The sequence below is a fragment of the Desulfobacter curvatus DSM 3379 genome, from assembly GCF_000373985.1.
In the GTDB taxonomy this organism is placed as follows: Bacteria; Desulfobacterota; Desulfobacteria; order Desulfobacterales; family Desulfobacteraceae; genus Desulfobacter; species Desulfobacter curvatus.
In genome coordinates this window covers 35,166-55,801 of the sequence record NZ_KB893059.1, presented here as the reverse complement: position 1 = coordinate 55,801, position 20,636 = coordinate 35,166, and the positions used below count along the sequence as shown (strand labels likewise).

Annotated in this window: 16 protein-coding genes; 3 read left to right on the top strand and 13 right to left on the bottom strand. The window is 44.7% G+C overall.

What is annotated here, in order from left to right:
* Positions 1–314: 314 nt before the first annotated feature.
* The 6 genes from B147_RS28345 to B147_RS0113375 all read right to left on the bottom strand — a co-directional run bounded on the left by B147_RS28345 (position 315) and on the right by B147_RS0113375 (position 4,804).
* The gene (locus tag B147_RS28345; protein ID WP_020587715.1) at positions 315–557 is read right to left on the bottom strand and encodes a P-II family nitrogen regulator; all 243 of its coding nucleotides are present in this window, start codon (positions 555–557) and stop codon (positions 315–317) included.
* Between the two features lie 30 nt (positions 558–587).
* Positions 588–1,088, bottom strand: a complete 501-nt coding sequence (locus B147_RS28340) for a hypothetical protein (RefSeq protein ID WP_020587714.1) — start codon at positions 1,086–1,088, stop codon at positions 588–590.
* A gap of 522 nt (positions 1,089–1,610) precedes the next feature.
* On the bottom strand, positions 1,611–2,357 hold the full coding sequence (locus B147_RS0113390; RefSeq protein WP_020587713.1) for a lysophospholipid acyltransferase family protein: 747 nt from the start codon (positions 2,355–2,357) through the stop codon (positions 1,611–1,613).
* Positions 2,347–3,228 (bottom strand): type I methionyl aminopeptidase, encoded by an 882-nt coding sequence (gene map, locus B147_RS0113385; protein WP_020587712.1) that lies wholly within the window; start codon positions 3,226–3,228, stop codon positions 2,347–2,349. Before map ends, B147_RS0113390 begins: the two co-directional genes overlap by 11 nt.
* 6 nt (positions 3,229–3,234) lie before the next feature.
* Entirely contained in the window at positions 3,235–4,608 is a 1,374-nt protein-coding gene (gene miaB, locus B147_RS0113380) for a tRNA (N6-isopentenyl adenosine(37)-C2)-methylthiotransferase MiaB (RefSeq protein ID WP_020587711.1), read from the bottom strand.
* Positions 4,595–4,804, bottom strand: coding sequence for a DUF4911 domain-containing protein (locus B147_RS0113375; RefSeq protein ID WP_020587710.1), 210 nt, complete (start codon positions 4,802–4,804; stop codon positions 4,595–4,597). The genes miaB and B147_RS0113375 overlap by 14 nt, the downstream gene beginning before the upstream one ends.
* A gap of 155 nt (positions 4,805–4,959) precedes the next feature.
* On the opposite strand from B147_RS0113375, the gene recJ reads away from it, so the two are divergent.
* Together recJ and B147_RS28335 are read left to right on the top strand one after the other, a co-directional pair.
* Positions 4,960–6,663, top strand: coding sequence for a single-stranded-DNA-specific exonuclease RecJ (gene recJ, locus B147_RS0113370; protein WP_020587709.1), 1,704 nt, complete (start codon positions 4,960–4,962; stop codon positions 6,661–6,663).
* A 116-nt stretch (positions 6,664–6,779) separates the two neighbouring features.
* On the top strand, positions 6,780–7,964 hold the full coding sequence (locus tag B147_RS28335; RefSeq protein ID WP_020587708.1) for a sodium:calcium antiporter: 1,185 nt from the start codon (positions 6,780–6,782) through the stop codon (positions 7,962–7,964).
* 6 nt (positions 7,965–7,970) lie between these two features.
* Here B147_RS28335 and B147_RS0113360 read toward each other — a convergent pair whose 3' ends face one another.
* The 5 genes from B147_RS0113360 to B147_RS0113335 all read right to left on the bottom strand — a co-directional run bounded on the left by B147_RS0113360 (position 7,971) and on the right by B147_RS0113335 (position 16,827).
* Complete coding sequence (locus B147_RS0113360) at positions 7,971–9,341, bottom strand: response regulator (RefSeq protein ID WP_020587707.1); 1,371 nt, start codon at positions 9,339–9,341, stop codon at positions 7,971–7,973.
* 113 nt (positions 9,342–9,454) lie between these two features.
* Positions 9,455–11,791 carry a serine protein kinase PrkA gene (locus B147_RS0113350; RefSeq protein ID WP_020587705.1) on the bottom strand — a complete coding sequence of 779 codons (2,337 nt, stop codon included), beginning with the start codon at positions 11,789–11,791 and terminating at the stop codon, positions 9,455–9,457.
* The gene (locus B147_RS0113345; RefSeq protein WP_026259645.1) at positions 11,788–13,452 is read right to left on the bottom strand and encodes a SpoVR family protein; all 1,665 of its coding nucleotides are present in this window, start codon (positions 13,450–13,452) and stop codon (positions 11,788–11,790) included. The genes B147_RS0113350 and B147_RS0113345 overlap by 4 nt, the downstream gene beginning before the upstream one ends.
* 37 nt (positions 13,453–13,489) lie before the next feature.
* Positions 13,490–14,668 carry a DUF444 family protein gene (locus B147_RS0113340; protein ID WP_020587703.1) on the bottom strand — a complete coding sequence of 393 codons (1,179 nt, stop codon included), beginning with the start codon at positions 14,666–14,668 and terminating at the stop codon, positions 13,490–13,492.
* A 95-nt stretch (positions 14,669–14,763) separates the two neighbouring features.
* Positions 14,764–16,827 carry a serine/threonine protein kinase gene (locus B147_RS0113335; protein WP_020587702.1) on the bottom strand — a complete coding sequence of 688 codons (2,064 nt, stop codon included), beginning with the start codon at positions 16,825–16,827 and terminating at the stop codon, positions 14,764–14,766.
* A gap of 314 nt (positions 16,828–17,141) precedes the next feature.
* Here B147_RS0113335 and B147_RS0113330 point away from each other — a divergent pair, with 314 nt between their 5' ends.
* The gene (locus tag B147_RS0113330) at positions 17,142–18,698 is read left to right on the top strand and encodes a MerR family transcriptional regulator (protein ID WP_020587701.1); all 1,557 of its coding nucleotides are present in this window, start codon (positions 17,142–17,144) and stop codon (positions 18,696–18,698) included.
* Between the two features lie 83 nt (positions 18,699–18,781).
* Here the strand turns inward: B147_RS0113330 and B147_RS0113325 are convergent, their stop codons facing one another.
* Both B147_RS0113325 and ispD read right to left on the bottom strand, forming a co-directional pair.
* Complete coding sequence (locus B147_RS0113325; RefSeq protein WP_020587700.1) at positions 18,782–19,720, bottom strand: ABC transporter substrate-binding protein; 939 nt, start codon at positions 19,718–19,720, stop codon at positions 18,782–18,784.
* A gap of 143 nt (positions 19,721–19,863) precedes the next feature.
* The gene (gene ispD / locus B147_RS28330) at positions 19,864–20,634 is read right to left on the bottom strand and encodes a 2-C-methyl-D-erythritol 4-phosphate cytidylyltransferase (RefSeq protein ID WP_020587699.1); all 771 of its coding nucleotides are present in this window, start codon (positions 20,632–20,634) and stop codon (positions 19,864–19,866) included.
* Positions 20,635–20,636 lie beyond the last annotated feature (2 nt).

The following is a 20,636-nucleotide window of genomic DNA, read 5'->3' as shown; positions in this document are numbered from 1 at the left end:
TTTTTTGCTCGTGCTGATCAAAATCAAAAAAGACACATATAACACAAAAATGAAATATATTTAGATTCAAATATGTAATTTAATGTTTTTGAATAAATTATTATTCAGAAGAATGTTTTGTCTCGCAAAAAAAAAATTAAATTTTTTAAGTGAAATTTTATTAGGAATTGGAAGAATATCAACGAATAAAGCCTTTTTACAGACTGTGTATTCATTAAACACAAAAATGAAATTTTTTATTTTGGACCCACTTTTTTTGTCAATAGAGATGAGGAGGAAGAGATGGCTTCCAATACAGGAATAATGTTTAATACTTAGTGAACAATGTCCGGTGATAGAGGGATTCCAGCAGTTCCGGGGATACTTTCATCTATAACTGATATGAGCATCTCCTTGGGAATTTCGTCATAGGTGATCTCACCGATTTTTATTCCCCGTTGTTTTCCTCGTCCTGCTACACTCATCCGGGTAACCGCAGGATAACCGGATTCCATGAGGGCGGACATAACTGCGTTAACTTTTTCAGGACGAACAATGGCTTTGATCATTACTTTCATGTAAATGCTCCTTATGGTGCTGGGTTAAGTTTATGAAGCGATCCCGTATTCAATGAGCATATTCTCAAGCTCTTCAATTTCCAGTGGCGTGGGGATAACGAACATTTCATTTTCATCCATCTTTTTGGACAGTGCCCGGTATTTATCTGCCTGGACATGTTCCGGTGCAAAATCAATAACTGTCTTTCTGTTGATCTCAGCCTGCTGAACCATATTGTCCCTGGGAACAAAGTGGAGCATCTGGGTGCCCAATTTCTTGGCCAGCTGTAGAATCATTTCTTCTTCGTTATCTACCTGACGGGAGTTGCAGATCAAGCCGCCGAGACAAACGCCGCCGGACTGGGCAAACTTCACGATACCTTTACAGATGTTGTTAGCTGCGTACATGGCCATCATTTCGCCGGAGACGACAATGTAGATCTCCTGGGCCTTGCCTTCACGGATGGGCATGGCAAAACCGCCGCACACAACGTCGCCCAGAACATCATAAAATACATAATCCANATTCTGCTCTTCGTCATAGGCGCCCAACTGTTCCAGAACTTAGCTGAATATAAAACGCAATATACTGAAATTAAGAAAAAATTATTTTTCACTGACCAAGTGAATAGTAAATCCAAAATTTTAGATAAATTTTGAACCCAATGCATCTGATTATCGTTTAAAGCGATGGGCTATGAATGCTTCCACGATGGTTCCGCAACCGCTATATAAATGTTGCACAAATGTATTTAACAAGTCAAAACAAACTAATTTGACATAATTCATTCAAATAAATATTGTACGACTCAGTCTCTATGACCTTAATATGGATAGCCTCGAAAAAAAGTTTTTTCTTACTGCGTTATGGTTTCTTACCAGACACCATAACGCAGTAGGCGAAAATTTTTACTTAGCCATTGGTTGGACTTTTTACGGATTCATCAATATTGACTAACAGCCATAGGCCGTCGTTGGCCTATTCACGCCCAGGTCTTCGGCCCACAACAAAGATATAAAAATTCAGCAGGAAAAAATAGAAACTATATTTTTATACGATCAAACCGATTCCCTTTAACTCTCAACATGACCCGAAATAAAAGTCCTTGTCATGTCGGCAATCTTTTCAGGGGTCATATTCCTGAACCGGGAAAAGGGAATGGTATCCAGGACCTTTACCGTCATTTCTGTGTGCCCCTGAAAGGTCAGTGAATGTTTAGGCAAAGCCTTAATGGTGTTGCTGATGGCAATGGGCTGAATATCAACCCCTGTATTTTTTGCCAGGATAAATGCCCCGGGTTTAAATCGGCCGATACGGCCGTCTTTGGACCTCGTGCCTTCGGGAAAGAAAAAAATGGAAATATTCTGCCGCAAAAGCGCTTCACACTCTGCCATCATGGCCTTGATACTGTCCTTGTCACCGCGTTTAAGTTTAATATCCCCATTATTCAGTGCCATATTCCACCCAACGAACGGCAGCCGGAAAACGGAAGCCTTGGACACCCACCGGTAGGGAAACAGCAGTTGGTAAAGGACAAGGATGTCCAACTGGCTTTGATGATTGGATACAAACACATAATTTTCACGAATATCAAGCTTTTCCCGGCCTATAATTTTTACGGACCAAGGCGGCATGGCCCAGATATAAACCGAGGCCCAAAACGCGCTGAAAACGTTTGACACAATTCTTCGCTGATCAAAGGGTGCTGTGCATATGCGCAACACACAGGCCACACAGAAAAAAAAGACGGAGGAAATACCGATAAATGCAATAAATAAAACTGAAAAAATTTTATTTAATACCGTCTTGCTAAAACTCATATGGGGTTAAACTCTCGTACCCGTCATCTGTTACAAGGATGGTCTGTTCAAACTGGGCGGACAAGGAACCGTCATTGGTCACGGCAGTCCAGCGGTCCTCAAGCACATGCAGCTCTTTTTTACCTAAATTGACCATGGGTTCTATAGTGAACACCATGCCGGGCACAAGAGTCACACCGGTACCGGGCCGTCCAAAATGAAGGACCTGGGGTTGTTCATGGAAATCAAGGCCTACACCATGCCCCACAAATTCCCTGACGACCGAACAACCCTGACCTTCGGCATATTTTTGGATGGCATGCCCGATATCCCCTAACGTGGCGCCGGGTTTGACTTGCTCTATACCCAATCGCAGGCTTTCTGCAGCCACGGCTACAATTTTTTGGGCATCGCGTCCGGGCGTACCCACAAAAAAAGTTTTATTGGCATCGGCATAGTAACCACCTAAAATCGGTGTAATATCAATGTTGACAATATCCCCGTCTTCAAGCACCCGCTCTCCGGGTATGCCGTGGCAGATGACATCATTGATGGAAACGCAGACACTTTTGGGGTATCCCCTGTAGTTGAGCGGTGCCGGCACTGCCCCGGCTTTTATGGTTTGTTCATGGACATAGGTATTGATATCATCGGTTTTTAAGCCGGGAGCAATCATGGCCTCGACCCCGTCCATAATGGATAAGAGCAGCTCCCCGCATTTTCTGATGCCCTCAACCTGTTCCGGTGTTTTCAGGATAATATCATACTTGTTTTTATATTTATCCTTCAAAGAAATTTGCGTTTTTTTGTTCCTGCAGCAGTTCTTAAATTTTTTCCCGCTGCCGCACGGACACAGTTCATTGGGTCGGATGGTCGTTGATTTAATTTTCATAACATCTTAATCGCTTTCGCAGACCTCTCCCCAAAGGGAATGGGGGTATGCGTTTATAATTTCAAGTGTGACCAGATCCCCGATGGCGGCCTTATCCGTTGCAAAATGCACAATTTTGTTTGCATCACTTCTGCCGAACATCTGTCTGGTATTTTTATTCTTCTTTACAAAGCCGTCCCTGGGTTTAGGGCTGTCACCTTCCACCAGCACCGTAACTTTTTTACCAACAAAGGCCTTGTTTTTCTTTTCTGTTATCTTCTCCTGGAAATCCAGCAGTTCATTCAGCCGGTCCCGCTTGGTCTGTTCATCCAGCTGGTCTGAAAATTTGGCAGCCGGTGTAAATGACCTTGCCGAATAGGAAAAGGCAAATACCGCATCAAATTCTACGGTTTCAAGCAAATTCATGGTCTGCTGAAAATCAGATACGGATTCTCCGGGAAACCCCACAATAATATCCGTGGACAGGGCAATGTCCGGGCAGGCCTGTCTTAGGGCAGAAATTCTTGTAAAATAGGTGTCACGGTCATATTTTCGATTCATCCGTTTTAATACCTCGTCAGAACCGGACTGAACCGGCAGATGGAGATGATTGCAGACCTTGCCAATATCCTTCATGGCCTGGATCAGATCCTGGGATAAATCCTTGGGGTGAGAGGTGGCAAACCGGATACGTTCAATCCCGTCCACCCTGCTGACAAGGTGAAGCAAATCAGCAAAGCAGACTTTTCCATTGTTGCCGGCATAGGAATTAACATTTTGGCCCAGCAGGGTAATTTCACGCACCCCGGAAGCGGCCAACCCTTTAATCTCTTCTACAATGGCAAATGGGTCACGGCTTTTTTCCTTTCCCCGGACATAGGGCACCACGCAATAGGTGCAAAAATTTTCACAGCCCTGCATGATAGTTACAAAGCGTGACACCTGTTTTCCGGGCAAGGGGTTTATAGGGGCATCCTTGGGAAAGCCTTCGAAAATATTTTCGCTGGGTCCGGTATCCACAATGCGGGTTTCACCGGCAGCCAATGCGTTAAGATGGGTTTCAAAACGCCCGAAAGCCTGTGTGCCTAAAACCAGGTCAAGATGCGGCAGGCGGATAAATGCTTTTTCCTTTTCTTTTTGGGCCACACAGCCGGCCATAATGGTCAGCGGACGATCTCCCTTAATCCTTGTGCCGGCAAAACGGCCCAAAAAGCTGTAAGCCTTTTCCTGGGCCTTATGGCGGATGGCGCAGGTATTGCATAACACCAGATCTGCCAGATCCGGATCATGGGTTTGTTCATACCCTGCATTTTGCAAAAGGCCAGCCAGGATCTGGGAATCATACACATTCATCTGACACCCGATGGTGTTTACATAGGCTTTTGGCTTATCTTGACTCAAAATAAAAGTCCTTCTTCAACGCTTGCGTGACCATATTTACCTCGTCCTGCCGGTCAGGGGGCATGGCAAGCCGGATATGGCCGGTTCCGGGCTCCAATGTTGTGACAACGGCTAATCCTTCATAGGCTTCAAAAATAAAACGGATAAATCCGATTTTTGTTTTATCCACCATATATTCTTTTACAACAGATTGCATAATCTTCTAAACCTAATCCTTTATAAAACGCTTACTATACCACCAACAACTCCGGTTGCTCAATAGTTTTGCCTGAACAAAATTGTCAGTTTTGATGTCTTTGTGGCCAACGCATTGACACGTAGTCACCCAAGAAGGTATAAATCCGGCATTCCATGGAGATCAAACTTACATATACAACACCTGACAGAGAAGTTCTTCAAAAACTTCAAAAAGCACTTGGCTGCCATCCGATTATTGCAAGGCTGCTGGCGGACAAAGGGTTCACAACAGCTGATGAGGCCAGGTTTTTTCTGAATCCGGATTATTCCAGACTGAGCAGCCCCTTTGAATTAAAGGATATGGACAAGGCAGTGGATCGGATTTATACAGCGGTCAGCAACAAAGAAAAGATTCTTATTTTCGGTGATTTTGATGCGGACGGGATCACGGCGACGGCCATGCTTTACCAATTTTTCTCTCTGGTAGAAGCCGATCTGTCCTGGTATGTACCCCACAGGACAAAGGAAGGCTACAGCCTTCAATTGCCCCACATTGAAATGGCCGTATCCATGGATGTAGACCTTATCATCACCGTGGATTGCGGCATCTGTTCCCATGAAGCGGTTGAGGCGGCAGCCAGGGAAGACATTGACGTCATCATCACCGACCACCATGAACCGGATACAGCAATCCCCAAAGCCTTTGCCGTGATCAATCCAAAGCAGGCCGACTGTGAGGCGAATCTTGAATATCTTGCCGGTGTCGGTGTGGCATTTTACCTGATTATGGGCATGCGCAAAGTATTCAGGGACAAAGGGGTATGGGAACAATTTGCCGAACCTAAATTATCCGAATACCTGGACCTGTTCACCATCGGCACCATAGGAGACATGGTCCCCCTGGTGCAGGACAACCGGGTTCTTTGCGTGGCCGGAATGAAACGTATTCGCATGGGCCTTCGTCCGGCGCTTGTCTCCATGGCCCGGACATCACGGGTTGACATGGATAAGCTGGATTCCGACGACATCTCATTTAAAATCGTACCCCGGCTTAATGCTGCAGGCCGCATCTCACATGCAAGAATATGTGTGTCCCACCTGACCTGCCCTGCTCCGGCCCAGACCGAGACAACCGCAGCGCTTCTTGATGAACTGAATAGAAAACGCCAACTCATTGAAAAAGAAATTGTCGAGGAGATTGAGCGGCGTATTGCAAATGATCCATCCATACTTGATAACCGACTTGTTGTATTGTGGGACAGCAAATGGGAGGCATCCGTGCTGGGCATTGCCGCATCAAGGCTTGCCCGAAAATATGTCTGCCCGGTGGTACTGCTCAACTCAAAAGATGACATTGCAAAAGGATCATGCCGGAGTATTAATCAGATAAATATACACGAAGTGTTGTCTGAAATCCGTGATCTGCTGGAAACCTTTGGGGGGCATGCCATGGCAGCGGGACTATCGATCAGAAAAGAGAACCTGTCACGTCTGAAACCGGCGCTGACAAAGATCCTGGATCTGGTCTGCACAGAAAAAGATTTTCAACCTGTCCGGAAAATTGATGCCGTCATTGAGATTACGGATATTACCCCGGAACTTGTCCGCCAGATAGATATGCTTCGCCCCTTTGGCACCGGCAACCCCGAACCGGTTTTTCTTTTGGAAAACATATGGGTGGCATCTTCCATCATCATTGGCGGCTGCCATCGAAAAATGACCTTGAAGGATCAAAGCGGGGAACACCAGGTGGAGGCATTGCACTTCAACCTGTCCGACACGACCTGCCTGCCCGAATTTTTCCCCAAACTGATAGTGAAACTTAAGGCGGACAGATTTAAGCTAAATCGCGTTCAGGTTATTGTTCAGGATTTGTGATTGAATTCCCAGGAACAAAAAATCATTATTGACATTACCTAGCAACTTGTAATTTTAAAATCAACATTCACGTGTACAAACGCATATCGACAAAAAAAGGGAGTTGAATAGGAACTATGGGTGTTATATTTCATACCTGGTACGGCGGGTTAATTCTGATGCTCGTCTGTTCGTACATCATAGCAAAATCCTGTGATGTTTTTGAAGCAGCAACGGAATATCTCGGAAGCAATTTGAGCGAAGGTGTAAAGGGGGCCACTTTAAATGCAATAGGCTCTTCCATGCCCGAATTGCTGACCACCGTATTTTTTCTTGTTCTGGCAGTACAGGAAAATTTAGGCCGGGATTTTGCGGCAAGTATTGGCGGCAACGCAGGTTCTGCGATCTTCAATAGCATAATAATCCCCATGCTCGTGATTTGGGTTGTTTTAGCTGTGGGCATAACCGGCGTTAAAGTATCAAAAAAAGTCATACTGCGAGACGGCCTTTTTCTCATAGGTGCCGAGATAATGATGTTGCTTTTATTATCAAGTCATTACATCACCCATTGGCATGGATGGATTTTTACCGGTTTCTATGTCATTTATCTGGCTTATACGCTGTTATCAATGAAAAACGGTAACAATGAAACACAGAATGGCTATAATGAAAATGAGTCTGACGCCTGGTTCAAAAAATATCAATTCAGATCCAAAGAAGGGATAAAGGAAAGAAGCTGGATACTGTTACTTTGTTCAACACTGATTATGGCAGCAGCATGCGCAGGGATCGTTGAAGGATGCAAAGGTATTGCAGAAGCACTGAAAATACATCCATTGTTCGTTGCATTAATCCTTGTTGCGGCCGTGAGCAGTGTTCCGGACACAATTATTTCCATTAAGGATGCTAAAAAAGGGAATTATGATGATGCGTTGTCCAATGTATTGGGATCAAATATATTTGATATTACCATCAGTATGGGACTTCCCCTTGCACTTTTTCTTTTGTTTACCGGCCAAAAAATTGACTTCATTGACGCCGGCCCTACGTTTATTGATGTCCAGGTCATGCTTTTGCTTGTTACCATTGTCACAATAGGTATCTATTACTTCAGTGAAGAAATGCACCTGTTGCATGTCTGTGTATTAGGTATCCTTTATGCCGTGTTTATTTTTTATGCGATTGGTGCAGCAGATTATTTAAATGGCGGGACTTCATTTTTGGCCAAACCATCCGGTGCATTTATCGAATTCTTGCGCCGGCCTGGCGGCATCAGCGAATTTTTGCAAAAGACAGCAAATAGTTTAACAGGTAGTTGGTGATAACCGCTACGTAAGATTGCCGTTTTTCAGTGTCTTCATATACCTAAAAAAAGCAGCTGAAACCGTTGGACAGAAATGGGAACCCACACCTTCGGAAATTATCCAGAGCGCCTTTTCTGTAGGCATGCCGTCGCGATAAGGCCTGTCACTGATCAATGCATCAAACACGTCGGCAACGGCAATGATTCTTCCGATTAAGGGAATGTCTTCTCCCTTCAACCCGTAAGGGTAACCTGTACCGTCCCACCTTTCATGATGGGAAGAAGCCGCAACAAGGACATCTTCCATGCCGGGCAACGGTTTTAGGATGTCCTGCACAACAATGGTATGGGTTTGGATGTGCTCAAATTCATCCCTGGTCAGTTTACCCGGTTTGAGCAGCACATTGTCACGTACACCGATCTTACCTAGGTCATGAAGGCTTGCTGCAATCTGAAGACGGCTCAGTTTCGTATCTGAAAAGCCCAACTCCGTGCCGATTGCTATGGAAAGTCTGGTAACGGCTTCGGAATGACCACTGGTGTATTTATCCCTGGCTTCCAATGCGTTAATCAGGCTGGCGATGGAGGCAACCGTCAACTTTTGCTCCAGAACAAGCCGCTCCCTTTCTTCAAGCATGCGTTGAAAATGATCTGAAAGCAGTTTTTCCATGGTAACAACAAGCATGTCCACATTAAACGGCTTGACAATAAAAGCCGTAACACCATCCCTGATAAGACGTCTCATCATGGGTTTGTCGCTTAGAGAGCTCATCACCACAACAGGCAAAAAATTGTACTGATTCATATTGAACAGCCTGCGGCAAAGTTCTTCCCCGTTCACCCGGGGCATGTTCAAATCCGTAAGCAGAATATCGGGTGCTACATCATCAATGATGTCAAGGGCATGCTGTCCGTCATCGGCAAGAACCACTTTGAAACCGGCATCCTCAAGCCCCTGTTTTGTAACCATCTGAATGGTTTTGCTGTCTTCAACCACAAGTATGGTTTTATCTTTGACAAAGGTACATTTGTTCATCACGCTTTCGATGCGTGGAATGAGTTCCTTATTTGCCAGACGTTTGGGGACATATGCATCCGCACCGACCCTGAAACCGTTTTCAATATCAGCGTCCGTATCAAGGGAACTTAAAACAATCACTGGAATATGTTCGGTTTCGGGCCTTGATTTGATCCATTGACAAAATTCCAATCCGGACATATTCGGCATATCAACATCCGTAATCACCAGATCAAACTGCCCTGTTCTCAGAGCCTCTTGTCCCTGCAAGGCATCGGACGCAGTAACCGTATGAATTCCTGCAGGACTTAATAATGCTTTTACGGCAAAAAGAGCCGACCTGGAATCGTCAACGATCAGCACATTTGCTTTTCTCATGATTCGGCCTCAATTTTTTTATGCTCATCTATAGGCTTAAAGAACTGTCCAAAGCCGGTCGCAAAGGTCATGGACCGGCCTTGGCAAACCATATTTTCACGACCGCATGACGATCAGGAATCCTTGAATTTATTGGCCAAATCATTATCAATCACATAAATACAGATTTCATTGGCACCCTGCTTTGAATACTCAAATTTACTAACCAAATTATCAATAAGAAATGTCACATCGCGTTTAATGCGTTTGTCATGGGCTTTAAACTCTTCGGTATCAAAATCCTTTATGGCCCGCCTGAAATTTGCATTGTCAATAAAAGGCTCCAACACCCGTTTTTTTAAGCTATGCACATACCGTTCATGAAGGGTGTGAAACAGCCGGGTCTGGTCAATGCTTTTTCCTTCGATCATAATCTCATGGGAAAGCGTGAACCCTGTATATTCCTTTAATACATCCAGACGCATCGCCTGACGACGTTTTTCATCGGCACTTTCAGACAAAAGTCTGATTTCAATGCTTTCAAGAAACGCGTCAGTGACATGAATCTCTTCTTTGGTAAAAATACAGTCCACAACAGAGCCGATTTCATTGGTCACAGCGGTAATATAATTTTTTATATCCTTTGCGATTTGCTCCTCATTGTAATAGTAGAGGGACTCTTTGACCTGCTGGAGAATGGAATAGTCATACATCCTTAAAAGTGAAGACAAAAACCCCTGGGGAATCATCTGGCGTATGGGTTCTTCAAGTTTATTGAAAAACGAACATAAATCCAGCATATTGATGAGCCTGTCTTCCTTAACAAATTTCGAATAAAACCGGTCAAAAAGTTTAATGGAATCCCGGCCGGATAATCCCTGTTTCCCATATTCTTCAGATTCGACAATAATTTTTTTCATCATCTTTTTGTCAAGCGCTTTTTTGTCCTCGTCACTCAGCCATTTGGGAATGCTTCCCCTGAAAATTTCCATGAGCAGCAAAATGAGTTCCTCATCGCAGAAATTCAGGTATTTCTTCGGATCTTTTATCCATTGTTCCAACGCAAGGGATTTTTTTCCGATTCTGGTGCAAATAATAATTCTGGCAAAATTATCAAGCACCATGGGCAGAAAACCGCTTTCAATGTGGCGGCCAAAAATGTTCAGGTAAATTTTAACTTCAGTGGTCACATCAAGAACGTATGGGATATCTATATACTGAATACGGTCTTCAAAAGAGGGAAAATCTTTAAGATTCTGTTTATCCTCGGGATTCATGAGGGCAAAAAATAAGGCCTCCACGTGTTCCTCTACGTTCTCTACCTTGTGAATCGCCTCTGAAATAATATTGTGAAGCTCAACCATGCGCTCGACATTGTGCGACTTAATATCCATAAGTGCATAGATGCCGTTATGAATTTTTGCATAGGAGGAGTAAATATAATTAATAACGTTGGAATCCTGGAACAGCGCATTAATACGGCTCTGGAGCATTTGGTTGAGGATAACGTTTCGCCGCAACGGCCTGTCTCCGGGGTTGAAAACACTGATCCCGTTGCCAAGGCGGCGGTTAAAATAATAGGGCCTGGCATATAGCATCTCAAACACCTTGGCCGGCTTGCCCAAGCGCTCTAACAGGCTCTGGTAGATAGAGGCGCACACGGTGCAGACCTCATCTTTAAATACCCATTCATACTGCTTTTCCGTAAACAGCTTCCACTTAAATTCATCGTTTTTGATCAATGCGTCCAGAACAGCGCGTCTCTGGTCTTTGGGGATTACCAGAAAAGGGTTGTCATGGCACAGGCAGGGGATTTCAATGAATTCAGGCTCCGGGCCTTCAAATTGGACCTGTTTTTGATCTGAACCCGGCTTCATTTCCGTTGAAGTTGAATCACTGTCAATATACTGGATCAGTTTTTCAAAAGAAGAGAGCCGCATTAGAGACGGTTCAGGCCCTTTAAGCTTTTTGACATCCAGACGCCATACCACTTCGTAACGCAACCCCTCTTCAGTATTGGCATATTGCTCAAATTTTTCCAGAAGATTATTTAAAAAGGTGGATTTTCCGCATCCGTGGGGACCGTAAAACACATAGATCCGGTTCTGCTGATTACCATGGCGCAGATAGTTCATCTGTTTCATAAACCGGTTGGCAAACAGCATATCCGGAAAATACGGTGTATCGGAACCTTCCATGAAAAGCGTACCGGTATCATATTTGGTAATGGCAGAATGATCTATATCATTTTCAATTTCAGTCACATGGCTTTGAATCATGTCATGAAATGACTGAAAAATATTTCTTAAAATCTGGGAAGGCTTAGCATTGAGAATCTGCAAGAATTCCTGAAAAGCGACCGGTTTGTGCCGCTGGTAATCCCGGATGTTCCGGTTTAAAAAATCCAGGGCCTGGGTTACGGATCCGGCTGCATCGGAATCCACAGAACTGGTTTTGGTATCCATGGTCATGCCACCTCCCGTCTGTTTAATTTCCGTTTATCCATTATATAACATACCCGCTGCCACTTAATTTTTTCACGGACAACTGGTGCCGCAGGTGTCCCCGAAGCACCCGCAGAAGGATCCAAGAAATGAGTTTGAGGTGCCGTTTCCTGTTCTTTTCCCACAGGAATGCTGGTTTCAAGGTATACAGGCCCCCCCCATATGAATTCAATACCGATCATGGTATTTTCAATATAATCTGCTTTAAGGGGCTTGTTTTCAAATTCGTGGACAAGGTAAAGTAAACCGTCTTTGGTTTTTTCCTCATCCACATATATCACTGGTGGGTGATACAGGGTGTCGATAATCATATTTTTATAATCGCCGGCTTTCTTGGATTTAATATAGTATTGCCAGGTCATGCGCTCCCGGTTGAATCGCTTACCTGTGACAAACAGCTTGTAATGGTCTATAAATTCCTGGTCCACAAATCTGTTGATAAAGGTGAAATCATTCATATTCTCCCTGACTTTGAAAATAAAATCATGGCCGTTTTTTTCTCCTTTATCAAACTGTCGCCTCTTTTTCTCATCTTTCAAGCGGAAATACTCAAGGGAATAACATCCTCTGTTTTGCATATCTTCGATATGTTCAAACAGGCGCAACCCCAAGGCATAAGGATTGAGTCCTACCTTGGGCAGTGCGGTTACCCCGGCATTCACCTTTGCAAAATCCGCTTCATGGCCACGGATACGTTCATCTTTCATGAACAAATATTCGTGCCAGTAGCTTGCCCATCCTTCATTCATAATTTTTGTGCGGATCTGGGGCTGGAAGTACAATGAAGTGTCGCGGACGATCTGAATAACGGATTTCATCCACTGATTCTCCTCGGCCCGTAAAAACGGCGAATGCCTGATAATATATTCCATGATGTCCAGGACAGGTTTTTCCTTGTCCTTTTTCATTTTCTTATACATTTGCTCAAACTCCGGGTACTGTGAAAGAACCGGTTCAAAAAATTGGGCAATGTTATTTTTACACTGATTGAATCTTTCAATTTCTTTTAAGTACGTATTGTGTGACACCTGTTTTATTTTCTGCAAAAAAACATCAAAATAGTAATCTTGCCTGGATACCCTTACAACAGGCTGATTCCGGGTTCTCAACACACCATCCAGCGCTTTGTTATAGCCCACCAGGTTGTCCATTCCCCTGGAAAATTCAATAAGATAATCCACCCATCGCCGACCCTTTTCACTTCTGAGCTGGGCAATCAAACGCTTATCTGCAAGCGCCTGGCCGGTAAGATCAGTGTCCCAGGTATTTACAAAAAACAAATTGTTCTGAAAAAAATCAATGTGGCCCAGTACATGATAAAAAATCATTACATTGAGCCAGTCCGGGTTATTATCGTTATAATAGGAAATGGCCGGCCGGGTGTTGATAACAGTTTCATAAGGATTGGAAGGATAGGCTTCATACATGCCTTTGCCTGACAAAACTCTGACATCATGAACCCAGTAATCATACAGGGTGGGAATCATAACCTTGGGTGACAGTTCGATCATATCCCGGTTGGTAACGATATATTCAAGAGTTTCATCATCAAACTTCAGGCCTTCATCCCTGGCTCTGACCTTGCACTCTTCCATAATTTTTTTAACATGCTGACTGACAAGTTCCATTAGGCCCTGCCTTTCTTTTTTATCCGGCACTTTATTTTTAGGAAATCAGATTTTTAATCCCCTGAATAATTCTGGTATCATCCACATCTTCATGCATAACATCCATCTTGATGTGTTCCTTACGTTTTTCAAGTAATCCGGATTTTCTTAGGTATTTTTCAACTTCGGTCTGACTTGATCCCACATAGGAATGCTCTACAATGGAGATACCTATCCGGGCAGCATAGCGCATCATTTTTTCTATCTCTTTCAGGGTATTGACGCCATCCTTATCCCAGTCATCGCCATCGGTCCCATGGAAAACATAGATGTTGTAGTCCCGGTCCAGGCTCTCCTTCTCCACGATTTGATTTACCAGCTCAAAAGCGGTATACACCTTGGTTCCCCCGGCCACTTTATAAGAGTAATATTTATAAAAATCCTCAACTTCCTTTGCCTGGGTATCATGGAGAATAAAACGGGTTTCCACCTGTCTGTCATATTGATACAGCAGCCACGAATAGAGCATCACATGCTGGGAAACCACTGCCTCGGTTACCTTGCCGCCCATGGAGCCGGAATAATCTCTTAGGAAAAAGACCATGGCCTGGGATTCGTACTCTTTTTCCCGGGACAGAATCCTGTAAACAAGATCCCGGGGGGAAATAATAAACCGGCCCGGGTCTATGTCGTCGACATCCGGAATTGTGCCAAGGGCAATATTGGTCTGAACAATCTGTTTTAATGTGGCTTTTTTATCCAGGATCTGGCCCATGCCCCGGTGTTTATCCGTCAGATCATAGGTGTAGCGGGACAGGGCCCGCCTTTTGCCTTTGTCCTGGAGGTTGGGGAGCTGAAAATCCTGGGACAGCACCTTGCCGAGTTCGTAGGCACTGGACTCGAATTCATGCTCGCTGCCCTGGCCTTCGCCTTCTCCTTCTCCGGCGCCCTGGCCTTCCCCTTCACCTTCTCCCTCATCCGGACGCACGGGCTGTTCACCGATGATATCGCCCTCTTCCCCTTCTCCGGTACCACCGGAAGGTTCTCCTTCTCCGGTTTTCGGGTCAAAGGAAGGTTCCTCATGGACAAACTTCTCCTCCACGGTGGTGGGGACGACAATAATTTTTTCCTTGCCCCCGGTACCTGGTTTGACAATACGACCGATACGGATTTTACGCTTGAATCCGTCCTCTTCCCGCTGGCGATCCCGTTCCAATAATTCATCAAGGGTTACCATACGCTTCCCCTTTGTTTTTTATACAGTGTGAGCCATTACCAAGTATCTAACCAAGACCCCGTGTTTGAACAAAAAGTTGCCCAGCCGTTCAAACACTATTTGTCGTCTTCCTGGCTGCAGAAATACTCTATGGTCTTCTGGGCACAAGTTGGGCAGTATCCAAGCTTCTGATCCATGGTGTAAATCATTCTGTCATAGAGTTTTTGATTTTCTTCGTTGGTGCGGTTGGCCAACGCCCCAATTAAGGAACCTGCACCTGCAATGTCGGATTTAAGCCGGACATCGGTGATGGCTTTAACCAGTTCCAAATTGTCCATGAAATCATAATTGGCATCCACAGACAGCTTCTGGCCATATATCTTTCTAATGGAATTTCTAAAGGAGGCCCGCTGTTCTTCGGTTTTAAGACCCAAGCGCTCCTCAACGTTCTTAATATAGCGCTCATCAATTTTAAGGGCCCGAAGCTCGCCTGTCTGGGGATCCTTATACTTCCACATCATATCAGGGCCCAGGTGCTCGGCATCCACACCAATGATCATGTTTACATAGTTGAGCACATCCTTTTTGATGGCCAACGGTTCATCCATATAGGCATTAAACATCTCTGTCATAATGCGTTCACGGTAAAGACCCCTGGCAATTTTCAAATCCTCCTTGAACTTGGCCCGGTCTGCAGGTTCCTGAACATAATCAAGTACCACCCGATCCAAAGCGTTAAAAATATCTAGGGCAAACATGCATTTGCCGTCATTGGTTTCAGAAGATTCCAAAAGCAACTGCACGGCCCGGCCAAGATTTCTCTGACCCAAGCCTTTCTGGCCAAAGCGTTTGGTAATATCGGTATCCTGGTTGAGTTGATCAATGAGTTCAGCCAGGGTTTTAAGACTTTTTTCTCCGGCCACCTCTCCTGCGGCAAGTTTCATAATTTCAACGGGGGTGAGTTTGTCGGACCGGGGCAGCCGGGTCAACACCGCAGCAACGGATGCGGCATAGTTCAGATTTGGATCCTGGTGGAGCACTTCCTGGTCAAGGGAACGTTTGACATCTGTGCCGATGGCATATTCGGTCAAGGTTTTTTGTATCTTGTAATCCGTATTATGGGCCACATAGCAGATCCGGCAGCGGTCAACAATGGGCGCTTCCTCTCGTTCCATTAAAAAAGTGTTGAACTCGGAATTATTTGAGGTGGCGATGATCAGTGTGTCAATGGGCCATTTAAAACCATCCAGTTCAATCATGCGGTTCTGGATCACGCCAAGATAGACCTGAACCAAATCCTTTTTATTTTTGTAAATCTCGTCGGAAAAATGAATCCCCCCGCCAGCCACCCGGGCCAAAGCCCCCCGGCGCAGATCAAATCGATATGGATTGTTGGAATCCGGAATATGCAGCAGACGCTGGATGGACTCTTCACCCATAAGATCCACAGCCGAAGAGGTGATCTTGTCCTTGGCCGGATATTTGCCGGTAATCGTGCCAAGACTTTCTATCAACGGTACCGGGGCAATTTCGATGAAATCCATCATTTGTGCAGGGGTATCATCACAATATTCCCGAATCTGATTCCATATGTAGGCCGAACAGGCACCTAGAGGACGATACTGATCATAAAGGCTTTCTATCTCCTTGTCCTTGAATTTAAATGCCTTGGAAAGATAACTCATGGAGGCTTCTTTGTTCCCCTTAAAGCTCATGGCAAGGATCATGGGGTCCTCATAGGTCTGGGATTCAATGACATTGATCTTTCCATATCCACCTATCTTGTCCAAATTCTTAAAGCGAAACGTATATTTCATGTTCTTTGGGACAGACAAAAACTCCCGGTAGCGGGCACACAGGTATTCAACAAAAAAAGTTTTGCCATTCCCCGGCTCACCCACCAGAACAAAAGCCATTTCCCGGGAAGACCCTCCCTCGGAAGCATCCTTGACAAAAGAGACAAAGGAATTGATTTCATCGTACATCCCCACCAGATGCCTTTTGCCTCCGCTGAACAAATCAAACTTGTAGGTGGTCTTTCCCTTGACCGTGACCTTACGGATACCGGCCTCCAGAATCATGCGGGAGACCCCCTGGAATGCATCTTCAAATATACGAGTCCCCTTTTTAACGGCTTCGACGTGATGGTTAAAGCTCTTAGGATCTGTTGTAGTGACCATTTTACCCTCCATGGGCAGCAAAGGCGGCAAGTGCTGCCTAATCTTTGGTTGGAATTTTATAAGAAAGTCTCATTTAGTTGTTGAATTACTTTCTTGTTTGGTTGTGGGCTGAGCCTGGGTGCTGATAGACCAGGTCAGCCCATGGCTGTTATATGAAAGACAGAGTTTACTTAAAAAAGATATATCAAGCGAAAAAAATGGTGTCAAATACTATCGTACCCTTATTCGCCTTTACTATAAACGCTTTTGGTATCCTTGATTTTATGATAACAATAAAAAATAAACTTCATCAACTTTCGCAAATGAGGGAAATAATGACCCGTTCAACCCTGTTGACCATTGAGGATCTAATAAATGAACTGAATATGGGTAAGGCCACTTTAAAGTTCATTTTACATCGATTCAGCCCCTGGCTTACCACACAAATTGTCAACAATGAAACATATTATACTGAACAGGCGGTTACCACCCTTTTAAAAATCAAAAAATTTATAGATACGGGTATGCTGCCCGAGCAGATTGAGACCTCCCTTGCACAGGAGGCGGAAAGGCCAAAAGCCCCAGCAGAAACACAATATCCTGACGAGAACCAGGGAGCAATTCAAATGGGTTTAGAGTCTGTATCAATGTTCAAAGATATGTTCCAGGCATATATTGAAAAACAGGACCGTATTGCTTCAGCCCAGGAATCACTTGCCCGGATAGAAGAAAGAAAAGCCAATGCAATGGAGAAACGGGCTGCAGCTGAAGAGAAAAAAGCCGATGCAATGACAAACATTGCCCAGGCATTACAGGCAATGAATCAGCGGCATAGCGCGGTGCCGGAGGCCATGAAAATTGCAGGACGAGCCCTGGAAAACATTGCCCTGGAAGAATCACCCGGGCTTGATGAAAACCTTTCGGATACCAATTTTGATGAAAATGAGTATCTGTTTGAAGATCCTGTCCCCATGGAAGACCCGTTCAAGGACCAGGACCACGAGGATCTTGGCGACATCGGTTCCGCCTGCATGGACGATCTGTCCTTGCTGGTCAATGAAACAGCACTGACACCGGAAGATATTGATGACCTCTCCTCATTGATCGACTCTGTATCAGATCCATACAGCGACCTTGACGACCTTGAAAGCCTGCTGGAAGAAACGCCGTCAGCACCTGAGACAAACAATATATCAAATGAGATGGATGACTTGTCAAAGCTGGTTGATCCTGATTTGTCTTCTTCTAATTCCATGGAGAAAGAAGATGACAATGAAGACGATATAGATGATCTATTCAGCCTTGTGGGTATGGATTCCGATGTCCCAAAGGACTTCTCTGAAGATCTGGACGATCTGTCCAAACTGATTGAACATGCCGGAGAAAAGGCCAGTGAGGATTTAGATGATTTATCCGCCCTGATTGATGAACCGGCACAACCCCAAGCGCCGATGGATGATCTGTCCAGGCTTATTGACCCTGAAAGTGATGCGCGCACAGATGCTTTGGATGATCTATCTGCCTTGGTTGAAAAACCTAAACAGCCCCAGGCACCCATGGACGATCTGTCGCTGCTTGTGAACGGCATAGAGGAAAAATCAGAACAGGCCCCGATTGAAATTGAGGTTGACAATCAGGTTGATGATCTTTGGAACCTGGTATCTAATAAGGAAACGGCCTCGATAAAACCGGATATTTCGCCGGATCAGGATATGAAAAAATACAAAGCTGCCGTCATGAAAATCATTATTGAATTAAAGGAACAAGGCCTTGCAGCTCAGCAAACAACGGATCGCCTCAACAGAGACGATGTCGCGACCTTGTCCGGGAAACCGGCCTGGAGTTTAAAAGCCATAGAAAAAATATACGGCTTTATTGATTCTGCAAAATAACAACCATGGGCCGGCTATGAATATCAACACCCAAGCCAACTCCGAACAACACATAAAAGTAAGTTAACAACTTATTCGGATCTTTATTTTGCCCCTGCAGCGTCGGCAAAACGCGTGTCTACAAATTTATCCAAATCAATGAGAGATGTCATAATATTCATTTCATCCATCATATATTTTTGGATCACATCAAGATCCTCTTTCTGGGGATAAAGTTCTCCTGTCAGAATCCTGTCAGGCGGATCGGTAAGCACCCGCCGGATGATATCCTTGTCCTGGGAAAAAAAATCAGCACCAATAATTGAGGCAGGTTCAGGCTGAGCATCTATGGCAAGCCCGGACCTTACAAAACTTGTGCAGATTTCCTGAATGGCTTCGGGATTCTTTTCAATAATCTCGGTACGCATGACGAAAACACAGCAGGGATGCTTGGGCCACAGATTTTTAGACAGTTCAAATTCTTCACCATGGCCGGCTGCTATAACCTGGGAGCCAAATGGTTCAGCTACGATAAATCCGCCGATTTCGCCGTCTTCGTCATATTCAAGGGCTTCGGGCATCTGGAAAGGTGCGACAACCTCAAGGGTGACATCAATTCCCTTTTCCGTAGCGCGTCCGGGTTTCAACCCTTTCTCGGATAACAGCTTGTGAAACAGCATATTATGAATAGAAAGCTGATACGGAATTAAAACGGTCTTGCCTGCGAAATCCTCAACAGAATTGATGTTAGCTCTTTTGTTTTTAACCAGAACACTGCCGGATTTATGTGCCAGCAACAGCAGTTTGAGATCAACACCAGACTTGAAAAGATCCATGGCTGTCGGAGCCAAAACCAGTGCCCCGTCCAAGGATTTTACGGAAAGCGCATCAGCAACTTCATTCCAGCCGTTTTTAACCACGGGTTCCAGCGTGCAGTGTTGAAAGGTTTCCATACGTTGTTGTAGTTTTCGAGCTGTTACACCGAGAATGAAATGATCAGTGATTTTAAGATAGCCGATCTTGATCGCGGGTTTTTCCGCCATTTCAGGCACCTCCGGGAATGATTAATGTATAATAAATACGGATTTTACGTACCATTTACATTTGAATCTGCCATAATTTCGCAACAAAGTAAACCCCAACGTGCAGAATGTGAAATCCTGATAATGAGGCGGTATAATAAATTTTAACTGAAAAAAAGATTCGGGTGTCCGGTTAATTCAGCCTCTTTTTTTGCTTGAATAATTATACTTGCGAAAATCAAATCCTGGGGAGAGGTGAGTTTAATATTAAACGATCCGCCGTCCACCATCGCCACCGGTATTTTCGCATGTTCGCAGATCGACGCTTCGTCGGTACCCAAAAAGCCGGTATTTTGGGCATGGGAAGCGGCCTTGACAATCAAATCAAGGCGAAAAACCTGGGGGGTCTGGGCCCGAAACAGTTTATCCCGGTCAAGGGTGCAAATGATTTTGCCATTTTCATCGACCCTTTTTACCGTATCAAAGACACCAAGAGCCGGAATGCAGGCTCCGGTTTTCAACGCACCGTCAAGGCACCTGTTAATCAGATTTTTGCCCACAAAAGGCCGCACCCCGTCATGAATCATCACCAATGTTGTCTCGGGTTGAACACAAATTTTTAACGCTTTATCAAGTCCGTTGCCCACGGAATCCTGACGGGTCACACCGCCTTTAATAATATGCAAGGGTGTGGAAAATGAAAATCTTTGCAAAAAATCGTTGCGGGTAAAATCCAGATCCTGTTCAGGAACCACCAGAATAATCTCATCAACCCGGCAGTGCGTATCAAAGGCGGCAAGCGTGCGGACAATTACCGGAATGCCTTCAAGATCAATGAACTGCTTTTTAACAGTAGACTGCATGCGAAGGCCTTTTCCGCCCGCCACCACAACAGCAATATTTTTAAATGTCTCTTTCTTTTCTGTGTCAGACATAA